Source organism: Pseudomonas sp. NPDC007930, from assembly GCF_042958985.1.
Lineage (GTDB): Bacteria > Pseudomonadota > Gammaproteobacteria > Pseudomonadales > Pseudomonadaceae > Aquipseudomonas.
In genome coordinates this window covers 81686-100970 of sequence record NZ_JBIBKC010000002.1, presented here as the reverse complement: position 1 = coordinate 100970, position 19285 = coordinate 81686, and the positions used below count along the sequence as shown (strand labels likewise).

General features: G+C 62.0%; 19 protein-coding genes. 11 read left to right on the top strand and 8 right to left on the bottom strand.

What is annotated here, in order from left to right:
- Positions 1-112: 112 nt before the first annotated feature.
- A complete protein-coding gene (locus ACFZCE_RS04870) occupies positions 113-385 on the bottom strand; it encodes a DUF6555 family protein (protein WP_390936608.1) in 273 nt (90 codons plus the stop codon).
- Between the two features lie 245 nt (positions 386-630).
- Here ACFZCE_RS04870 and ACFZCE_RS04865 point away from each other — a divergent pair, with 245 nt between their 5' ends.
- The 5 genes from ACFZCE_RS04865 (at position 631) to ACFZCE_RS04845 (ending at position 4989) form a co-directional block, all read left to right on the top strand.
- Entirely contained in the window at positions 631-2187 is a 1557-nt protein-coding gene (locus ACFZCE_RS04865) for a histidine kinase famiy protein (protein WP_390937482.1), read from the top strand.
- Positions 2187-2534, top strand: a complete 348-nt coding sequence (locus tag ACFZCE_RS04860; protein ID WP_390936607.1) for a hypothetical protein — start codon at positions 2187-2189, stop codon at positions 2532-2534. The genes ACFZCE_RS04865 and ACFZCE_RS04860 overlap by 1 nt, the downstream gene beginning before the upstream one ends.
- A 52-nt stretch (positions 2535-2586) precedes the next feature.
- A complete protein-coding gene (locus ACFZCE_RS04855) occupies positions 2587-4158 on the top strand; it encodes an SDR family oxidoreductase (protein WP_390936606.1) in 1572 nt (523 codons plus the stop codon).
- A gap of 216 nt (positions 4159-4374) precedes the next feature.
- Positions 4375-4806: a hypothetical protein gene (locus tag ACFZCE_RS04850; RefSeq protein WP_390936604.1), complete on the top strand. Its 432-nt coding sequence runs from the start codon at positions 4375-4377 to the stop codon at positions 4804-4806.
- An 18-nt stretch (positions 4807-4824) separates the two neighbouring features.
- A complete protein-coding gene (locus ACFZCE_RS04845; RefSeq protein WP_390936603.1) occupies positions 4825-4989 on the top strand; it encodes a DUF2256 domain-containing protein in 165 nt (54 codons plus the stop codon).
- A gap of 240 nt (positions 4990-5229) precedes the next feature.
- On the opposite strand, the gene ACFZCE_RS04840 is transcribed toward ACFZCE_RS04845, so the two are convergent.
- Complete coding sequence (locus ACFZCE_RS04840) at positions 5230-5529, bottom strand: hypothetical protein (RefSeq protein ID WP_390936601.1); 300 nt, start codon at positions 5527-5529, stop codon at positions 5230-5232.
- A 324-nt stretch (positions 5530-5853) separates the two neighbouring features.
- On the opposite strand from ACFZCE_RS04840, the gene ACFZCE_RS04835 reads away from it, so the two are divergent.
- On the top strand, positions 5854-6315 hold the full coding sequence (locus ACFZCE_RS04835; RefSeq protein ID WP_390936599.1) for a PA2169 family four-helix-bundle protein: 462 nt from the start codon (positions 5854-5856) through the stop codon (positions 6313-6315).
- A gap of 105 nt (positions 6316-6420) precedes the next feature.
- On the opposite strand, the gene ACFZCE_RS04830 is transcribed toward ACFZCE_RS04835, so the two are convergent.
- On the bottom strand, positions 6421-6486 hold the full coding sequence (locus ACFZCE_RS04830; protein WP_390937480.1) for a DUF4113 domain-containing protein: 66 nt from the start codon (positions 6484-6486) through the stop codon (positions 6421-6423).
- Positions 6487-6929: 443 nt separating this feature from the next.
- Here ACFZCE_RS04830 and ACFZCE_RS04825 point away from each other — a divergent pair, with 443 nt between their 5' ends.
- Positions 6930-7088 carry a hypothetical protein gene (locus ACFZCE_RS04825; protein ID WP_390936597.1) on the top strand — a complete coding sequence of 53 codons (159 nt, stop codon included), beginning with the start codon at positions 6930-6932 and terminating at the stop codon, positions 7086-7088.
- Positions 7089-7116: 28 nt separating this feature from the next.
- On the opposite strand, the gene ACFZCE_RS04820 is transcribed toward ACFZCE_RS04825, so the two are convergent.
- From ACFZCE_RS04820 to ACFZCE_RS04805, 4 genes are all read right to left on the bottom strand, one after another.
- On the bottom strand, positions 7117-9555 hold the full coding sequence (locus ACFZCE_RS04820) for a TonB-dependent siderophore receptor (protein WP_390936595.1): 2439 nt from the start codon (positions 9553-9555) through the stop codon (positions 7117-7119).
- Positions 9556-9642: 87 nt separating this feature from the next.
- Complete coding sequence (locus ACFZCE_RS04815; protein WP_390936594.1) at positions 9643-10590, bottom strand: FecR domain-containing protein; 948 nt, start codon at positions 10588-10590, stop codon at positions 9643-9645.
- Entirely contained in the window at positions 10587-11105 is a 519-nt protein-coding gene (locus ACFZCE_RS04810) for a sigma-70 family RNA polymerase sigma factor (protein WP_390936592.1), read from the bottom strand. The genes ACFZCE_RS04815 and ACFZCE_RS04810 overlap by 4 nt, the downstream gene beginning before the upstream one ends.
- Before the next feature lie 171 nt (positions 11106-11276).
- Positions 11277-12809 carry a Fic family protein gene (locus ACFZCE_RS04805; RefSeq protein WP_390936590.1) on the bottom strand — a complete coding sequence of 511 codons (1533 nt, stop codon included), beginning with the start codon at positions 12807-12809 and terminating at the stop codon, positions 11277-11279.
- 485 nt (positions 12810-13294) lie between these two features.
- Here ACFZCE_RS04805 and ACFZCE_RS04800 point away from each other — a divergent pair, with 485 nt between their 5' ends.
- Positions 13295-14524 (top strand): MFS transporter, encoded by a 1230-nt coding sequence (locus ACFZCE_RS04800; protein WP_390936588.1) that lies wholly within the window; start codon positions 13295-13297, stop codon positions 14522-14524.
- A 243-nt stretch (positions 14525-14767) separates the two neighbouring features.
- Here ACFZCE_RS04800 and ACFZCE_RS04795 read toward each other — a convergent pair whose 3' ends face one another.
- A complete protein-coding gene (locus ACFZCE_RS04795) occupies positions 14768-15955 on the bottom strand; it encodes a DegT/DnrJ/EryC1/StrS family aminotransferase (protein WP_390936586.1) in 1188 nt (395 codons plus the stop codon).
- A 732-nt stretch (positions 15956-16687) separates the two neighbouring features.
- On the opposite strand from ACFZCE_RS04795, the gene modA reads away from it, so the two are divergent.
- From modA to modC, 3 genes are read left to right on the top strand one after another with little or no spacing between them, the layout of a single operon-like run.
- On the top strand, positions 16688-17440 hold the full coding sequence (gene modA, locus ACFZCE_RS04790) for a molybdate ABC transporter substrate-binding protein (RefSeq protein ID WP_390936584.1): 753 nt from the start codon (positions 16688-16690) through the stop codon (positions 17438-17440).
- The gene (gene modB / locus ACFZCE_RS04785) at positions 17440-18120 is read left to right on the top strand and encodes a molybdate ABC transporter permease subunit (RefSeq protein WP_390936582.1); all 681 of its coding nucleotides are present in this window, start codon (positions 17440-17442) and stop codon (positions 18118-18120) included. The genes modA and modB overlap by 1 nt, the downstream gene beginning before the upstream one ends.
- Positions 18121-18122: 2 nt before the next feature.
- Positions 18123-19211 (top strand): molybdenum ABC transporter ATP-binding protein, encoded by a 1089-nt coding sequence (modC, locus tag ACFZCE_RS04780; protein WP_390936580.1) that lies wholly within the window; start codon positions 18123-18125, stop codon positions 19209-19211.
- The last annotated feature ends 74 nt before the right edge of the window (positions 19212-19285 follow it).

Below are 19285 nucleotides of genomic sequence, written 5' to 3'. Positions count from 1 at the left end.
GAAGAACCTCTTTGACCGCAAGTACTACGCCCCCATCACGGAGAACGGCGTGTATGGCGAGCCGCGCAACCGGGTGTTGTTGGCTATGTACACATTCTGCTTTCAGCAACAATCACAGGCCATGGTGTGGCAAATGCCCATGCAACTGCCGGGGCGGTGCCCCCGACAAGCGCCAAGCCACTTCACTGATCCCATAGCGCTCAGCCATGCTGCGCGTGGTCTTCCGCGTCCGATCGTTTGCACTTCGTGGAATATGGCCAAACCCCACATCGCAACTTGCCCAATGCCACGCTTCTGTTTCCGACAGACCGGGGTGCCTGATGACAAAGCTTCTGCGCGCGCCGTGAAGGCGGTAATCGATGATGTAGAGTTGAAGTGTAGGCACTGAGCGCTCCATGGCACGTAGCTGACCTGGTAAAGACCGGCCCTTGCGCGCACGAATTCAATAAATGTGACCGGGCAGTCACGCAATACCGCCGCGGTGCCAATGCAACAGGGCGCGGCCATGTTTGCCGCTAAACGATTTCGCTCCGGGATGATCCTACGCACATCCGATCAATGTTGATTGCCTGTTCTGGAGCCTGCTCAGTGATCGATAAAGTCCGTGTTGATAACGCCGCCGGAGCCGACATCAACCAACCCCACAAAGATATTTTCTTCGCAGCTGTGGAAACCACACGCATGCCGATGATCGTGACCGATCCGAACAAGCCGGATAACCCGATCATTTTTGCCAACCACGCCTTCTTGGAAATGACCGGCTACACAGCAGACGAAATCATCGGCCATAACTGCCGGTTCCTGCAGGGCCCGGACACCGATCGCGAGGTGGTCAGCAGCGTGCGCGAGGCCATCGCCAACCAGCACGACATCGCCACCGAAATCCTCAACTACAAGAAGGATGGCTCCAGTTTCTGGAACGCCTTGTTCATCTCGCCCATCCTCAACGACAACGGCGATCTGATCTACTTCTTCGCGTCGCAGCTGGACGTCAGCCGCCGCCGTGATGCCGAAGACGCCCTGCGTCAGGCGCAGAAGATGGAGGCGCTTGGGCAACTGACTGGCGGTATCGCGCATGACTTCAATAACCTGTTGCAGGTGATGGGCGGTTACCTGGGTTTGATTGCCTCGGCGATGGGCAAAAGCAGCATTGACGTCGAACGGGTCAAACGCAGTGTCGAGCATGCCCAATCAGCTGTGGACCGTGCCAGTACGCTGACCAAGCAACTACTGGCGTTTGCCCGCAAGCAGAAGCTCCAGGGCCGTGTGCTGAACCTGAACCAGATGGTCTCCAACATCGAGCCGCTGATAGAGCGTACCTTTGGCCCCGAGGTGTCCATCGACTACGACCTTGAGCCCATCCTCAACAACTGCCGCATTGACCCTACCCAGGCAGAGGTTGCGCTGCTCAACATTCTGATCAATAGCCGCGATGCCCTGATCGGCCGCGACGATCCGAGGATCTTCATCGAAACCCGCAACATCGCAGTGAAGGATTTGGCCAGCGGTAACTATGACGGCTTGCTGCCCGGCAACTACGTCAGTATCGCCATCACCGATAACGGTATTGGTATGCCGGTGGGCATCCGCGACCGAGTCATGGACCCGTTCTTCACCACCAAGGAAGAAGGCAAAGGCTCAGGCCTGGGGTTGTCGATGGTATACGGTTTCGCCAAGCAATCCGGCGGCGCGGCGCGCATCTACACCGAGGAGGGAGTGGGCACCACGCTGCGGCTGTACTTTCCGGTGGACACCGCCGGCGTGGTTCATCAAGAGCCGACCCGGGCAAATGACCAGAAAGCTGGGAGCGAGCGTATCCTGATCGTGGAAGACCGCCCGGACGTGGCGGAACTCGCAAAGATGGTGCTGGAAGACTACGGCTATCACGCCGACATGGTGCTCAATGCCCGCGAAGCGTTGAAACGCTTCGAGGCAGGCCACTCGTACGACCTACTGTTCACAGACCTGATCATGCCCGGTGGCATGAACGGCGTGATGCTCGCTCGCGAAGTACGGCGGCGTTATCCGCGGGTGAAGGTGCTATTGACCACCGGTTACGCGGAGAACTCCCTGGAGCGTACAGACATCGGCGGCACCGAGTTCGATGTTATCTCCAAGCCTTGTATGCCCCATGACTTGGCACGCAAGGTGCGTCAGGTGCTGGACGGCCCGAACGGCGTCGCCTGATGGCCAGCTACCCGGTCACGCCGGACGGCCGTTACTTCGTGGTAAAAGGCCGGCTGTGGCGCTGCAGCAATCCGGCCCTCGACAGCGAGGCGCGAGACGTGCTCGTACGCGGATTGATGGCCGCCCGACGCCAGGTCAAAGCCGCCAAAGCCGCTGACGACCCCACCGCCCTGAGCAACGCGCGGCAGCAGGTGAATGCATGCAAGGTCGCCTTGGGCGAGCGAGGCCCGGTGTGGTGGGCAGACGGCGCCCCCGACCTTAATCAGCGTGCTGTCGCCCATACCTGCTACGCCCAATGGTACGCACACATAGGCTGCTCAGACTCAAATACCCCTGGAAATAAATGAAACCCCACCCGCCTTGGCGCTCTCCATGTAGAAACACCGCGAGGCGCATTTCATGCTGGGGCAAAGTTTGCAGGGCGAGGGCCCGATCACCTTTGTGTTGCTGCACTTTCTAGGCGGCTCCCATCGTACTTGGGCACCCACGGTGCCCTACCTGGATCGTCATTACCCCTGCGTTACACTGGACACCCCCGGCTTCGGTGATGCCGTTGATGTCGAGGGCTACAGCGTTGCGCAGATGGCCGACTACTTCGATGAGCGCATACGTGCGCTGAAGATTCGCCGCTGCATTCTGGTAGGCCACTCCATGACCGGGAAGGTCGCCATGTGCCTGGCAGCGCGGCAGCCGGATTACCTCAGCGCGCTGGTGCTGGTCGCCCCTTCGCCGCCCGGGCCGCAGCCCATGAGCGAAGCAGACCGCGATCGCCAGCGGGCCTATGACGCCTCCCGCAAGCAGGCCGAACCCTTTGTCGATGAAGCCAGCCACGTGCGCTTGCCCGATGCGCTGCGCGAGTTCGCCATCGCTGACGCCCAGCACGTGGACCTCGACGCCTGGCGCGCCTGGGTCGACCACGGTAGCACCGAGGACTGGAGCGAGCAGTTGCCGGAGATGCCTTACCCTGTTTTGCTCGTATGCGGTGCCGACGACCAACAGGTGCCGGGGGCTCAAGAGCAGCAGCGCCTGACCCTGCGCCATTTCCCCCAACACCGTGTTGCGGTCATCGAGAGTGCCGGCCACCTGATGCCGCTGCAGACCCCACAGGCCTTGGCCAGGCACATGCTTGGCTTCGCTGACGAACTCAAAGCCCAACTCAAAGGAGACTGCCCCATGGACTTAGGCATACGCAACCGTGTCGCATTGATCACCGGCGCCAGCGGCGGCATTGGCTTGGCCACCGCGCGACTGCTGAATGAGGAAGGCGTGAAGCTGGTGCTCACCGACCTTGATCAGCAGGCGCTGGACGATGCGTGCAAGGCGTTCTCCAGAAAGCCTATGGCGTTAGCCTGCGACATGACCGATCAAGCCGCGGTTGATGCACTGGTGCGAAATGTTGAGGCCGAGGTGGGTGGCATCGACATCGTGGTGCATACCGCGGGAGTGACCGGTGCCAAAGGCGACCCGCTAGCGCTCAGCGATGACGACTACCTGGAAGCCTGGCACACCGACTTCTTCAGCGCGGTGCGCATCGCCCGCACCACGTTGCCGGCGATGCGCCGGCGTGGCTGGGGGCGGTTTGTGTGCATCACCTCCGAGAACGCGGTACAGCCGTACTGGGAAGAAGCCGTATATAACGTCGCCAAGGCCGCGCTGGCCGCCTTCATCAAGAACCTGTCGTACAAGGAAGCGGCCAGTGGCGTGCTGTGCAATACTGTGTCCCCCGCCTTCATCGAAACTGGCATGACCGACGGCATGATGAAGCAACGTGCCGAGGAGCGGGGTGAAAGTATCGAAGACGCGGTGAAGAGCTTTCTCAAGGAAGAACGTCCCGGCATCGTGCAGCAGCGCCGTGGCCAGCCCGAGGAAGTCGCTGCGGCCATCGCCTTGCTGGTATCCGAACGCGCATCGTTCATCAATGGCAGCAACCTGCGGGTAGACGGCGGCTCGGTGCAAAGCGTGCAGAACTGAGGCCTGGCGGGGTACCCGCCTAACCGGGCGGAAAGCGAACCACAGCCTCTGTGCCCTTGAGCGTATTGCGTATCGTGAACTCGGCATCCAGATCCTTGACGAACGACCCGATCCATACCCTACGCCGCTTAGCTACGGGCGGAGAGCGAAGAGGATAGGCAACTGTTCGCGATCGACCTGCACGCCGGCACTGGCGAGCTCGCCGCGAACCTGATCATGCCGGGCCCTCTCAACGGCATCGATGCCTCGCCGCTGCACCCGTGGATAGTCGCATTCGATGCACAGCGCCCGGTGATCTACGTCATGGACACGGTACAGCGCCGCTTGCTGCGCACCCTCGAGCTACCCGGCCGGCAACGGCCCGAACAGGTGGTTCGTTTCAGCCCGACGGCCGCCTGCTCGCGGTGCTCGGGGATTTCGAGCCGGTGGTCAGCTTCTTCTGACCAAAACCTGCAGTGGCTGTTCGATGCTGAACTGGGTGACAAGCCCCTGGACGGTTGTTTCACCACTGGCATGGAGTACATGCTGGTGGCGAATGAAAACGATGCCACCGTCAGCGTCGTCGATATTCAGCACCAACGCACACTGGCGCATGTTCCTGTCGGCAAGGGCTGTGAGATCCTCGCCTATTATTCACGTCAGGGTTGACCCAGGTAGGTGACTGCAGTGAAGAAAGCCGAACTGCCTGCAAAGACCTGCAAGGTTTGCGGGCGCCCTTTTACCTGGCGCAAGAAGTGGGAACGCTGCTGGGACAAGGTGCAGTACTGCTCGGAGCGTTGCCGGCGCGGGCGCACCAGTAACGACAATAGATCGGATGCGTCTCAAGGTTGAGGTCCCGCTTCATGGGCGCTGCCCAGCCAGCGTTTCCAGATTGAGTCATAAGTGCCATTTCTCCGAATGGTCGCCAACGTATCACGAAACTTGCCAACCGACTGGGCGATGTTCCATTGCTCCTGGCCTACGTCCTTGTTGACCGTCACGATGTGATAACCTCGCGTGTTCTCCAGACGTGACAGCCTGACAGGGCGCTCGGCCAGGCTATACAGAAACCAACGAGTGGGCGCGAAGGGCTCAATCCACTGGAATAATTTCTCGCGTTCTCAAGTCCTGACGATTGAATAGATCAACACGTTGGGCACGATCATAAGCACGTGCCCACCGCACAACCTGACTGTTCGCCGACACGCCCGCCTGTAGCATGAGCGCCTTGACGACATCTGTGCTCAGGCCGGTGACACGCCCCTTCTCGGTCATGTTGTAAGGAGGCAATTCTTCGGTCACAACCTCCAGTCCGGGCGCTTCATCCGCACGTGTCATATCGGCAAACAGCACCAGGCCGAAGATCCATACGATCTTTGTATAGAACTTCAACCTGTTCTACTCAAACCCGCCCTCGGCACGCGCTTGGCATACGCTGAAGCGCGGAGCACCGGGCCACTGCTTGGCCTCCATGAACACTCCCGCTCAGATGGACGGCAGCCGGGTGACTGTCTCCTGGCTTACTCCGAGTTGGCATGCACCGATAGCTCAAAGGCTAGCGCAACCTTCCCAACCCGCCCGCCTGAAAGACAGCATCGACCTGTTGAAAATTCTTGAACCTTGCTCCAGACCGAACGCCCTAACCTTTCAGCGCGACGAAGCGATTTGTTTGGCTGCCTTTTAAGGCCTCTGGCCGACCATTATGGAGCGTACTAAATGACTGATATCATCAAAGAGAACATCAAGGAACTGAACGACCTGATCGAAACCTCGAAGGACGGTGAGGCCGGCTTCAAAGACTTGGCTGAGCACACCAAGCACGAACCGCTGCGCAGTGTTTTTCTGAAGCGAGCCTCCGAAACCGGCGCTGCCGCTTCTGAGCTCCAGGCGTTGGTCGTCACCCTCGGTGGAAAGCCGGAAACCTCGACCAGTGTCAGTGGCGATCTGCATCGCCGCTGGATCGACCTCAAAGCTGCGATCACCGGCAAAGACGATGCTGCACTGCTGAATGAGGCCGAGCGCGGTGAGGATGTCGCCAAAAAGAGCTACAGCAAGGCGCTGGAAAATCAGCATCTGACCCCGGATGTGCGCGCCGTAATTCAGAAACAATACGATGGCGTGCTTCGCAATCACGACCAGATCAAGGCGCTTCGCGATCAGGCGCGAGCGGCTAAGTAACCCGTGCAGCCCGGGGCCATGAGCGCCCCGGGTTTATAACGCTTAATAGATGTCACGCATTTCGATCTCAACCGGGCGCCTACCTGTAAAATCTCCTAGCCGGGCTCAGGTGACCTCCATCAACTGATCCAACCTCGTCGTATAGCTCTGGCTCATCAGCTTCCGACGCATTCCTCAGTCCGGCGCCAACGGCGTTGAGGCCGTGAGCATCGTTCCTCCTTCTCCACCGCGCATTGACCGCATCGACTACCCGCCATCACCCTCTCAAACGCCGCCTGTGAAACAGCAGGCTGGTTGTCAGTCCGCTCCCCGCTCTGGCACCAGTCCGTCGGCAGCATCGCCGCCTTGCGGTTCACTAAAGACCAGCGCAGCACAGCGAAATCCAGTGTCCGAAATCGCGATTCATGTTCCTCAGTCCAATCGTTGCGAGCGCGGGTACATTTGGGGGTACAGATTTATTTTTTCATTAATAACTTCTTGATTCCTCTGATTGTCAAAATGTTGTTTGGGTATCTGGATAGTCTTTGAGGTGGGCTGGAACCCGTGAATGGCTGTTGCATTGCCCCCGTAATGATTGTTCCTTACCGCCCTCCTATGCAGCCAGGAGAACACCCATGCCTGCCACTGGCGCGTTCCTAAACCTGTTGGACGATGATGTTCGCCGCGAGCGAAACATCACCACGCTTCCACACGACCTGGCACAGGCCATGCTCGCCCACGCACAGCACCCTGTGAACCTGGACGAAGACATTGACGGCGAGGTCGAGCTTTGAGCCTTTTGATCAAAGGCGACCTCGCCCCTCAAAACCTACCACTAAGGCTGAACACATAACGCCGCGGCTCACCATAGAAGTTGGCGTAGTTCGAATAACCAATGGTCGAGTAATAGTGTTTGTCGAACAGGTTCTCGATGTTCAACGCCAGCCCCCAGTGGTCATCCAGGTCGTAATGGGCAAAGGCATTCCATAGGCTGTAGCCGGCCTGGCTAAAGCTGTAGGTGGCCTGCTCGGTGGTACTGCCTTCGACGTAACTCGCGCTTTGTAGCGTGGCCCCGCCCCCCACTTTAAGCGCCTGCCAGGCCCCGGGCAGTTGATAGCTGGCATACAGCTTGGCCAAATGCTTGGGTGTCAGCGAGGTGTAGTCCAGCGCGCTGCTGCGCTTGTCGATCTGGTTGTAGGTGTAACCCAGGGTCGCCTGCACGCGCGGCCACAGCTCACCACTGACTTCAACGTCCAGGCCCTTGCTCAGCACCTGGCCTTCACGCAAATAACAGCAACTGGCGCCGGTGGCAGAGGTGGTCGACGTCGGGTACGCCGGATCGCGCACGGCATCGCCTTCACGTTTGACGTAATACAGCGCGGCGTAGGTATTGACCCGCCCACCCCACAGCGAGCCCTTCAGGCCCACCTCATAGTTACGCCCGGTAATCGGGTCGAGGGGGCGGGTGCTCGGCGCCGGCCCCGCCAGGCGGTCGGCTTGGGATTTGTAGATCTCACTGACGCTGGCGTAGGCCGTCCATTCAGGGGTCAGCGCGTAGGTCAGGCCGGTATAGGGCACCAGTACATCGCTGTCGTTGTATTTAGACACCGAACCACTGCCATCGGGGGCGAGGTTGCTGTAGTCATAACGGTAGTTGGTGAGGCTCGCGCCGATGATCCAGTGCAGCGGTTCGGCCAGTTGCAGGCGCAGGTTGGCGTAAACCCCATCGCTGCGGCGGCTTTCCGAAAGGTCAGCGACCTGGTAGGCCTGGCCTTTCAGGCTGGGGTAATCCGCCGGGCTGAAGCTGAAGATATTCGGCACCGTCACCGTACCACCGGAGTACAGCGGCAGTGTCGATTGGTAGTTGTGCCACATCCAGCCGGCCACCAGGTTGTGCTGCAAGCCCCACCCCTCGAAGTTGCCGCGCACCGAAACATCCACCGATTTCTCATAGGAGACGGCATCCTGGCCACCCCATTCGGCGCTTACACCCGCGCCGGTGGCAGGGTCTACCGCGCCGTTGAAGTTGTAGTAGTCACGCAGGGTGCGGTTGCGGGTGTACAGGGTATCGACGTTCAGGCTCCACTGCTCGCCCAACTGCTGCTTGAGGGTGGCGAAGTAGGTGTCGTCACGCTGGGTGATGTAGTCGTTGGCCCCGGCCAGGAAGGTACTTCGCGGCAGCTTGAGGTCATCGCCATTGCTGTAGCGCGGCAGGCCGTAGGCTTGGTCGCTGTCGCGGTAGCGGTCGTGGTTCAGGCCCACGAACAGGTTGGTACTGTCGGTCAGGTCAGCCTCCAGCACCCCGTAGAACAGGTCGTGGTTGGAGCCGGCATAGTCGATGAACGACTGCTTGTTCTGGCTGACCACCACCGCCCGCCCGCGCAGCTTGCCGTCGAAGGCCAGCGGGCCGCTGGCGTCCAGTTCGGTGCGGTAGTCGTCCCAGCGCCCGGCCGAGGTGGTGATGCTCGCCTGCGGCTGCAGCGTTGGCCGTTTGCGCACGAAGTTCAGCGTGCCGCCGGGCTCGCCGGCACCTGCGTAAAGGCCATCGGCGCCGCGCAGCACCTCGATATGGTCGTAAATCGCGGTGTCGGTGTTCTTCCACACGCCGTTGGCGATCGAGGCGCCCCCGTCGATGCGAAAGTTGGTGATTTCAAAACCGCGCGACAGGTAGCGGGTGGAGGTCATGCTGCCTTCGAACAGGCTGATGCCGGTGGTTTGCGCCATCGCCTGGTTCACCGTGGTGAGCTGCTGGTCTTCCAGGCGCTGGCGGGTGATCACGCTCACGGTTTGCGGCAGCTCTTTGATGCTCTGGCGGGTTTTGCCCACGCTGACGGCGCCGGTGGTGTAAGAGCCGGTTTGCTCGGTCACCTCGCCCAGCCCGGTGCCGGAGATTTGGCTCACACCCAGCGGTATCACACCCTCGCCTTCCAGGGCCGGCAGCAGCAAATACACGCCACTGGGCTGGCGCGCCACCTGCAATTGGCTGCCGGCCAGCAGTGTGGCGAACCCTGCCTCGACACTGTAGTTGCCCTCCAGCGCTGGGGCGGTTTTGCCTTGAGTGCTGGCGGCATCGAAGCTCAGCACCACTCCGGCCTCGCTGGCAAAGCGTGCCAGGCTGTTGGCCAGCGGGCCCGCCGGCACGTGGTAGGCATGCGCGCTGCCGGGCGCGGCCTGGCCAGTGGCCGGCAACAGCCAAGCCGGGGCCAAGGCCAGGTGAATGGCCACAGCCAGGCGGGCGTAGGGTGTCGTTTTACTGCGCATCGCGTGCTCTCCCCGAGAACAGTCTGATCAAGTTCGGGGGGTTGCCGTTTGAGCCGCGCGAAAAGTGCAAAGCTGAATGAAAATAGTTCAACAGCGCCGTTGCACCCTGACCCAGTAGCGGGTGAAGTACACCGCCTCCAACGCAAAAGCACTGCTCAGCGCGACCAACGCCAGGTCGGTATCGTGCACGGGATAGGTGCCCGATACCCGCAGCGCCGCCACCTCCGGGGAGCAGCGCAGCACACCCGGGCGATAGCGGCCAAGCTCGGCGAGCACCTGGGCCAATGGCTGGTCGACCACCACCAAGTGGCCCTGCGCCCAGAGGCCCGCGCCGGCCGGGTTGCGCCGCACCGGCCCGATGCCCGCCTGAGCAAAGCTGATGCTTTGCCCGGCCTCTACACGTTGGGTTGAGCCCTGGCGCGTGGTCACCTGCACGGCTTTTTCCAGCACGCAGGCTTCGCTGCCTTGCGCCGCCACTCGCACACTGAAACGCGTACCCAGCGCCAGAACCTCGCCATCGCGGGTGCGCACACTGAATGGCCTTTGCAGGCGCTCACTGGCGGTGCTGGCGAGCACCTGGCCGCGGCGCAGCAGCAGCAGGCGCTGGCTGCCATCAAAGCGCACGTCCACGGCGCTGTCGGTGTCGAGCAGCAGTTCGCTGCCGTCGGCCAGGGTAAACCGCGCCTGCTCTCCCACCCCGGTGCGGTAATCGGCGCGGTAGGCTCGGGCGGGCTCGCTGCGCCAGGCCAGGCTGGCCAGGCCACCGGCCGCCGCCAGCCAAGCCACCCCCAGCAGTACCTGGCGCCGGCCCTGGCCGGCAGCGCGCAAGGCCGGGCTGGCGACTCGCGCGGGCAAGCCGGCCAAGTGGCTGCTCACGGCCTGCACGCGCTGCCAGGCCTGGCGGTTCAGCTCGCTGGCCTCGCACCACTGTAACCACTGCTGTTGCAGGCGCGGCTCGGCAGGGTTGGCCTGCAGCCGGGCATACCAACGCGCGGCTTGTTGCACGGCCTGAACCTGCTCGGGGCTGGGGCTCATGGCGTCTCGGCCCACTGCATCAGGCAACAATGCGCCATGGCCTTGGCCACATAGTTGTTCACGCTGCGCACACTGATGCCCAACTGCTCGGCAATCTGTGGGTAGGTCAGGCCGTCGAGCTGCGACAACAGAAACGCCAGGCGCACCTTGGCGCCGAGCCCAGCCAGCATGGCGTCGACCGCGTGCAGGGTTTCCAGCAGGATGGCCTGCTGCTCCAGGCACGGTTGCTGGTCGCCGGGTAATTGCGCCAAGGTGTCGAGGTAGGCGTGCTCAAGCGAGCGGCGGCGAAACAGGTCAACCATCAAGCCTTTCGCGACCACTGAGAGGTAACGCCGGGGCTGCTCGATCTGCTCCACGCAGTGGGCTTTGAGGATTTTGACGAAGGTATCCTGGGCCAGGTCTGCCGCATCGCAGGGGTTGCCCAAGCGCTGCCGCAGCCAGCCCCGCAGCCAACTGTGGTGCGTACGGTAGAGAGCACCCAGCGCAGCATGGGCCGGTGGAGGGCTGGAAGGCATAAGAACGCATCCGAATAGTAAACGTTCTTATTATCTATTGGGACAGGTTGTTACTCAAGCGCGTTGAGTAGGGGCCGGACATCGCGCTGGTGGTGCCGCGCACCCACTACATCCTGATGTCGGCGCTGCTCGCCCCGGGGAAATCTCCGTGGGCGTGAGCTACACCGGCTGTTATTGCGAGGGTTGTTGAACCTCCGCACTCTCCGGCGTAGGTGGCACATGTAGCTCAGCGTAGATACTCTCTGCGACCGCAATATCTTCATCGGTCAGATGCTGGAACAAACCTGCGCGTTTACGCTTTGAGATCCGTCCACTGTTCTCATAGATCACAGCGATTAGCAGCTCAAGATCCCTGTTGGACAGATCCAACTCACGGTCCAGTTGCTCCTTGAATCGATCACGGCGCACGAGATGGTTTACCTCATCACGCATCAGTCCATCCAGAACCTGGGCAGCGCTTTTGTTGACCTCAATTTGCAGGTCAGTAAAGTCCAGGTGAGCAAACAGATGCTCATGAGGCTCATCAAGCACCGGGTCACTGGCCAGGTCCCATCGGTGGTACTGGGTAGCGTTCAGCAACCGCCTCGACAGCGAATCGAGCATGCCGATGTAACTGTCCAGATTGACCAGTAGGCCGGAAGAGATAGGCAGGATGATGCCCTGTAGCTTGAGGCCTTCGTTGGCCAAAATGTCCTGCATGATGAAACGGGATAAACGACCATTACCATCCATGAAGGGATGGATGTAGATAAAGCTGTGCGCGATCGCATTCAGCTTCACCAGCGCTGGGGCATCACTGTGCATAATGCGCTCCCGCATGCCGAACCACTTATCCATCATCTCCGGAACTGTTTCAGGCGATGGGGGGATGAGATGAATATAATCCCCACGGCCGAGCCAGTTCTGCAGATACCGGTAGGCGCCAATGGACGGGTCGGGGCGACCTGTACCCAGAGCTATCCGGTGAATTTCGAATAGAAACTCCTCATCCAGTACGCGCTGTCCCGCCTGCTCGAGTACTCGCACAAAGCGTAATACTCGATCCGGCGCTGGACGCTCATGCTCAATCTCGTACGAGCTGCGAGTTTCGCTCGTCAGCAAGTACTGTGCAGCCCTGGCAATCTCCGTGACCGAAAAATCAACCATCTGGTCGTGCATACGCTCGATTATTTGCGCGTCCAACAGGCTGTCGTCTTCCCAGCACTTACGGGAAATCAGCGCGGAGAGCTGAGGCGTTCCCAGAAGGTTCATCCGAACCCGGTGCCTGCGTGACATCTCCTCCGGCCCAGTAAAGTATTTGTCCGGCGGAAGCAAGTGCTCATAGGGTACATTTTGTGCGGTATCGGGAAGTGGCAGCTGATGGCCTGCAACGCTCTCGCAGATGTACCAGAGCCGGCGCAGGTAGCCGCTTGCTGGCTTTTCGAGGACCGCAGCGGTTAGGTCACTTCGTACATCGGCGATTTGGAAGGCTCGCTCCAAGACTCCTAGGTTCACCCCCTCATACGACAGTGCAAATAGCATCTGATCAATGGCCCGAGGCTCTCTCGCGTAGGCCTTGGTGAAGACCTCTATTCGCGCTCCCCCAGCAGACTGTGAGAGTGTAGGGCGTGAGCCTATGACACACTCATGATCAAGCGGCGCACAGTGAAGATCGAGAGCGTTGATCAGCCAGCTGTACCCAGCTCGCTCGATGTGTTGCCGCATGCAGAGATTCCTATAGCAGCCGAAGAAAAACTATATTTTACACCAAGCCAGAGTAAAATCTTATAGGCGCAGAAAGCCTGACTTGAGACCGTTGATGAGCGCTGGGTAACAGGAATGGCGACCGACCGTTGGCTCCATGGGGCGTCTATGCGCGAGTCGACGACGAAAATCCCTCAGGCTCCACTGCGCGCCACACTGCTGCTTGAGAGTGGCAGAGTACCGACAGACAGACAGACAGACAGACAGACAGACAGACAGGCTATGACTCGAGCGCCGCGCAGCTGCCGGGTTCACTGCAGTGCCGCCGTGCGAGGCCCCACCCAGTCCTCCCTCAACCTGCCCAACCCATCCCATTGATTACACTGATGATTACTATCGAACCGCGCGCCTGTCGAGGCGCCGCCGGCGGTTCCTATAATCGCCGCCAGTTCGTTTCCTCCCGCCCTGCCACAGGCGGCTCCCCCCTTCTTGCGGAACCCCAGCCCATGCCCAGTACCCCTCAGGCCCCTCGCGGCCGCCCTGAACCCATCGCACGCAGCGTACTGCAACAGTGGCTGGCGATCCTGTCGGTCGCGGTGGGCGCATTCGCCCTGGTCACCAGTGAGTTCCTGCCGGTGGGCGTGCTCAACGATGTGGCCAGCGACCTGGGCATCAGTGCCGGCCACGCCGGGCTGATGGTCACCCTGCCGGGGATCATGGCCGCCCTCGCCGCCCCGCTATTGAGCGTGAGCATCGGCGCCATGGACCGCCGCTACCTGTTGCTCGCCCTGACCCTGATCATGATCATCGCCAACGCGGTGGTGGCCTTCGCCAGCGGCTTCGGCCTGCTGTTGTTTGGCCGCGTGCTGCTGGGCATCAGCATCGGTGGCTTCTGGGCCACGGCCATCGCGTTGAGTGGGCGGCTGGCGCCGAAGGGTGTGGGCGTGGCCCAGGCCACTTCGATCATCATGGTCGGGGTCACCCTCGCCACCGTGCTCGGGGTGCCGGTCGGTACCTGGCTCAGCGGCCTGATGGGCTGGCGCATGACCTTCCTCGCCACCGCCCTGGTAGGCCTGCCGGTGCTTTTGGCCCAGGCGTTCCTGCTGCCACGGCTGGCGCCGGAAAAAGCCATTCGGGTGAGCGACTTGCCGGCGCTGTTCATCAACCCGCAAGCGCGGGTGGGGCTGATCGCGGTGCTGCTGATCGGCCTCGCGCACTTTGCCGCTTACACCTATGTGGCGCCGTTCTTCAAGCACAGCGCCGGCTTCGACGGGCCGACCATTGGCTCGCTGTTGCTGCTGTACGGTGTGGCCGGGGTGTTGGGCAACCTGTTCGCCGGTTTTGCCGCCAACCGCAGCGTGCGCTACACGCTGCTGCTGGTGGCGCTGATGATCGGCACCAGCACCGCGCTGTTCCCCTATTTCGCCACCGGGTTGGCCGGCGCGGCGCTGCTGATCGCGCTGTGGGGCTTTGCCTTTGGCGCCTTCCCGGCCTGCGCCAGCATCTGGATGTTCGTGGTCGCGCCCAAGGATGTAGAACGCGGCATGCCGCTGTTCGTGGCGTTGTTCCAGGTGATCATCGCGCTGGGCTCGTTCTTTGGCGGGCGGATCGTCGACCAGATGGGCAGCGCGGTGCTGCTGAGCCTGGCCACGGCGCTGGTCGGCTGTGGTTTCGCCACCGTGCTGATGCTGGGGCGGCGGGTGGGCAACAGCGCGGTGCCGCAGCTGGAGGTGTGAGGGTTGAGGGCCCTTCGCCCGGCACAGCCGGCCTCCCACCAGATTTGTGTAAGCCATTGATTTTAGGCGAAACACAGACCCCGTGGGAGGCCGGCTGTGCCGGGCGAAGGGCCAGTCAGGTCATGCGCTCAGTAAAACCATTTGAAGAAATCAGGGCTTTTTAACCCCCGATTTAGCGCTTTGATTGCTTAAGTGAACAGCATTACGGCACAGCCGGGCGAAGGGCCCTCAACCTGTAAACCCTCAAGCCAGCGCGGTGATCAGCCGCTCGACCTCTGGCACCGGCGCCACGCTGCCGCGGTACTGCCCGGACAACCGGATCAACAGCTCGCACACGGTGTCGACATCCGCCTTGGTCAGGCTCATGTGCAGCGGCAGCGAAACGATCTCCTCGCTGGCCTGTTTCGCCGCCGGGCAGGTGCCGGCGCCGAACGCGTACAGGTCATATTCGGTGTTGTCGCGGTAGTGCACGCCCGGGTACACCTCATGGCTGTTGAGCGCGGTCAGCAGCGCGTTGCGGTCTTTCACGCGGATCTGCAGCAGGTGGGTCGAAGACTCACACCCTGGCGCCACGTCGACGATATGGATGTCTGCCTGCCCGGCCAACCCGGCGCGGTACCAACTGGCGACCTGGCGGCGATAGGCGTTGTCCTGGTCGAGGTACTTCAATTGCACGATGCCGATGGCGGCCATGATCGAGTTGCCGTGGTACTTGTAGCCCAGCTCCTCGACCTCGTACATCCACTTGTAGGCGCCTTGGGCGGCGGTGCGGGCGAAGGTGTCCTTGTTGATGCCGAGCCAGGTCAGCTTGCGCACGCGGGCGTCGTCTTCGGCGTCGCGGAAGCAGATCATCCCGGAGTCCGCCGTGGGCAGGTTTTTCACCGCCTGGAAGCTGAACACCGTGCAGTCGGCGTCGAAGCCCACGTGTTTACCGTGCAGGCGGCTGCCCGCCATGTGCGCGGCATCGAGGATCAACTTCAGCCCACGGGCCTGGCACAGCGCGGCGATTTTCTCGTACTGGCCGGTATTGCCACCGATGCCCACGAACAGCACGGCGCGGGTTTTCGCGGTAATGCGCTGCTCCACGCTGGCAGGGTCCAGGCACAGGTACTGGTCGACGTCGGCGAACACCGGCTGCATGCCGGCGTAGAGAATGGCGTGGTTGCTCGACACGAAGGTCAGTGGCGTGGTGATCACTTCGTCGTCATCGGCCCAGCCGTGTTTTTTCTTGAACAGCTCGATGGCCAGGTGCAGGCCCACGGTGTTGGAGCTCAAAAAATGCGCATGGGGCAGGCCGGTGTAGGCCTTCCAGTCGGCTTCCATGGTTTCGGTCTTGAAGCCCAGGCCGGTCCAGCCTTTTTCAAGGCACTCACGAATGGCCAGGAGGCACTCATCCACACGGAACTTCGGTACGAAAAGCTGAATCGCCATAAGTGATGCCTTTATTAAGTTGAGTTGAATCCATTCAGGTCAAAATGTTGCACTAACAGGCTGTTTATTCCGGCAACAAAAGGCCCTGCGTTCAGTACAACAACGCACACGGGAACCGCGTGAAAACGCCTTGAGCATACGCGTGAGGCGATAACTTTTGTCTACAGGATCTTTGAAATTTTTTAACCGCCGGCAACCTACCGCGGCGGCAGCGCGGTGCGCCGCTGGGCCAGAGCCCTCGCCGGGCGTGGCCTAGAGCCACTATCGAAACGTTGGCTGATGAAAATAAAGGACTTTTTCCCCTGAAGGGCGCGCCGAATAAAAGGCAGAGAAAAGCAGAATAATTGGCGCCAAAGTTACATAGCAGATTGCAACCCGCGCCAAATTGGCGTCATTGCAACTTTCTTTGAGGCCGTGTGCGCCGCGCAAAGTGGCAAACTTTGGCACGGGGGAGTTTTTACCTTGAGCCGGCCACAGCGCAGCGCGTGGCAGCCCGGCGGGGCGATTTCGCCCGCCGCGCTAGCGTTTTGATCCAGCCGTTACTGTTTTCGCGTTCTTTCCCCCAACCGTTAACGTTTTCGCGCCGCCAACACGGCAGATGCGCTCAGCCTTCGAAGCGCCGGATGCAACCTCACCCGGCGAATAGCCCAAGCCACCCTTCCCCCTTGCGGCCAGCACCCGCTCTCCGCTATATACCTCCGGCCATAACGATAATTCATCAAGGAGCTGTGCATGACCGCTTTCACCCCTCGCCTGGCCGGCCTGGTACTGGCCACCCTCGCCTTCAGCGCCCACGCCGATGAAGTGCAGGTGGCCGTGGCCGCTAACTTCACCGCGCCGATCCAGGCGATCGCCAGCAGTTTCGAGAAAGACACCGGCCACAAGCTGGTCGCCGCCTACGGCGCGACCGGGCAGTTCTACACCCAGATCAAGAACGGCGCGCCGTTCGAGGTGTTCCTGGCCGCCGACGACAGCACCCCGGCCAAGCTCGAAAGCGAAGGCGACACCGTCAAAGGCTCACGCTTCACCTACGCCATCGGCACCCTGGCGCTGTGGTCAGCCAAAGAAGGCTACGTCGACGCCAAGGGCGACGTGCTGAAGAAGAACGACTACCAGCACCTGTCCATCGCCAACCCCAAGGCCGCCCCGTATGGCCTGGCCGCGACCCAGACCCTCGCGAAGCTCGGCCTGACCGAGGCCACCAAGGGCAAGATCGTCGAAGGCCAGAACATTTCCCAGGCGTATCAGTTCGTCTCGACCGGCAACGCCGAGCTGGGCTTTGTCGCGCTGTCGCAAATCTATAAAGACGGCAAGGTCACCAGCGGTTCGGCGTGGATCGTTCCAGCCAACCTCTACGAGCCGATCAAGCAAGACGCGGTGATCCTCAACAAAGGCAAGGACAACGCCGCCGCCAAGGCGCTGGTGGAGTACCTCAAGGGCCCGAAAGCCGCGGCGATCATCAAATCGTTCGGCTATGAGCTCTGATGCCACTCGACAGTAACGACCTGGCGGCCATTCGCCTGACGTTGGAGCTGGCCAGCCTGACCACCGTGCTGCTGTTGCTGCTCGGCACGCCGCTGGCGTGGTGGCTGGCCCACACCCGCTCGCGGCTGCGCGGGGTGGTCGGCGCGGTGGTGGCGCTGCCGCTGGTGCTACCGCCCACGGTGATCGGCTTCTACCTGCTGCTGGTGCTCGGCCCCCACGGCTGGGTGGGCCAAGCCACCCAGGCACTCGGCCTGGGCACCGTGGTGTTCAGCTTTGCCGGGTTGGTGATCGGGTCGGTCACCTATTCCCTGCCCTTCGTGGTGCAACCGCTGCAGAACGCCTTCACCGCCATCGGGCCACGCCCGCTGGAGGTGGCGGCCACCCTGCGCGCCTCGCCACTGGACTGTTTCGTGACCGTGGTGCTGCCCCTGGCGCGGCCGGGGTTCATCACCGCGGCGATTCTCGGCTTTGCCCACACCGTGGGTGAGTTTGGCGTGGTGCTGATGATCGGCGGCAACATCCCGGAAAAAACCCGGGTGGTGTCGGTGCAGATCTTCGACCACGTCGAAGCACTGGAATATGCCCAGGCCCATTGGCTGGCCGGGGCGATGGTGGTGTTTTCCTTCCTGGTGCTGCTGGCACTGTATTCGGGCCGCGGCCAAAAGCCGGTGTGGAGTTGAACATGCCTTCGCCGATTCAACTGCGCGTGGCCCTGGCCCGGCGCGATTTTCACCTGCAAGCCAACCTCAGCCTGCCCGGCACTGGCGTAAGCGCGCTGTACGGGCCATCGGGCTCGGGCAAAACCACCCTGCTACGTTGCCTGGCCGGCCTGGAAAAAGCCCCGGACGCCTACATCGAGGTGGCCGGCGAGGTGTGGCAAGACAGCGCCCGCCGGCTGTTCCTGCCGCCCCACCGGCGCGCGGTGGGCTACGTGTTCCAGGAAGCCAGCCTGTTCCCGCATTTGTCGGTGCAACAGAACCTTGACTACGGCCAGCGCCGGGTCGCGCCAGCGCAGCGGCGGGTGCCGCAGGCGGCGGTGTGCGCGATGCTCGGCATCGAGCACCTGCTCGGCCGCGCGCCGCAGCACCTGTCGGGCGGCGAGCGCCAGCGCGTGGGCATTGCCCGCGCCCTGCTGACCAGCCCGCGGTTGCTGCTGATGGACGAACCCCTGGCGGCACTGGACGCCGCCCGCAAGCAGGAAATCCTGCCGTACCTGGAGCGCTTGCACGATGAGCTGGACATCCCGGTGGTGTACGTCAGCCATGCCCAGGATGAAGTCGCCCGGCTGGCCGACCACCTGACCCTGCTCGAGCGCGGCGAGGCAATCGCCAGCGGGCCGATCGGCGAGACCCTGGCGCGCCTCGACCTGCCCCTGGCCCAGGGCCAGGAAGCCGGTGTGGTGCTGCAGGCGCCGGTGCTGCGCTTCGATGCGCAGTATCAACTGCTGAGCCTGGCGCTGCCCGACGGCAGCGCGGAGCTGCGCATCGCCCAGGGCCCGCGCGCGGTCGGCACGCCGCTGCGGGTGAAGATCCTCGCCCGCGACGTCAGCGTCAGCCTCAACTACGAGAACCACAGCAGCATCCTCAACCGCCTGCCGGCGGTGGTGCGCGAACGGGTCGCGGCCGATAACCCCGCCCACGTGCTGCTGGCCCTCGACTGCGCCGGCACCCGCCTGCTGGCGCGGATCACCCGCTACTCGGCCGAGCACCTCGGGCTGCAGCCAGGCAGCCGGGTGTGGGCGCAGATCAAAGCGGTGGCGCTGCTGGCCTAGGCCCTGACGGCGGCCGGTCACGGCGCTGAAACTTTCGCCAAGGGCCCTGGGTCGGACGTTTACCACCGCCCTAG

Bases quoted from the DNA above. Each gene is read 5' to 3' on its own strand.
- ACFZCE_RS04825 (WP_390936597.1), top strand. From the start codon at position 6,930: ATGCCTGCCACTGGCGCGTTCCTAAACCTGTTGGACGATGATGTTCGC.
- modC (WP_390936580.1), top strand. From the start codon at position 18,123: ATGCCTTCGCCGATTCAACTGCGCGTGGCCCTGGCCCGGCGCGATTTT.
- ACFZCE_RS04815 (WP_390936594.1), bottom strand. From the start codon at position 10,590: ATGAGCCCCAGCCCCGAGCAGGTTCAGGCCGTGCAACAAGCCGCGCGT.
- ACFZCE_RS04835 (WP_390936599.1), top strand. From the start codon at position 5,854: ATGACTGATATCATCAAAGAGAACATCAAGGAACTGAACGACCTGATC.
- ACFZCE_RS04805 (WP_390936590.1), bottom strand. From the start codon at position 12,809: ATGCGGCAACACATCGAGCGAGCTGGGTACAGCTGGCTGATCAACGCT.
- ACFZCE_RS04800 (WP_390936588.1), top strand. From the start codon at position 13,295: ATGCCCAGTACCCCTCAGGCCCCTCGCGGCCGCCCTGAACCCATCGCA.
- ACFZCE_RS04795 (WP_390936586.1), bottom strand. From the start codon at position 15,955: ATGGCGATTCAGCTTTTCGTACCGAAGTTCCGTGTGGATGAGTGCCTC.
- modB (WP_390936582.1), top strand. From the start codon at position 17,440: ATGCCACTCGACAGTAACGACCTGGCGGCCATTCGCCTGACGTTGGAG.
- ACFZCE_RS04810 (WP_390936592.1), bottom strand. From the start codon at position 11,105: ATGCCTTCCAGCCCTCCACCGGCCCATGCTGCGCTGGGTGCTCTCTAC.
- modA (WP_390936584.1), top strand. From the start codon at position 16,688: ATGACCGCTTTCACCCCTCGCCTGGCCGGCCTGGTACTGGCCACCCTC.
- ACFZCE_RS04860 (WP_390936607.1), top strand. From the start codon at position 2,187: ATGGCCAGCTACCCGGTCACGCCGGACGGCCGTTACTTCGTGGTAAAA.
- ACFZCE_RS04820 (WP_390936595.1), bottom strand. From the start codon at position 9,555: ATGCGCAGTAAAACGACACCCTACGCCCGCCTGGCTGTGGCCATTCAC.
- ACFZCE_RS04855 (WP_390936606.1), top strand. From the start codon at position 2,587: ATGCTGGGGCAAAGTTTGCAGGGCGAGGGCCCGATCACCTTTGTGTTG.
- ACFZCE_RS04850 (WP_390936604.1), top strand. From the start codon at position 4,375: ATGCCGGGCCCTCTCAACGGCATCGATGCCTCGCCGCTGCACCCGTGG.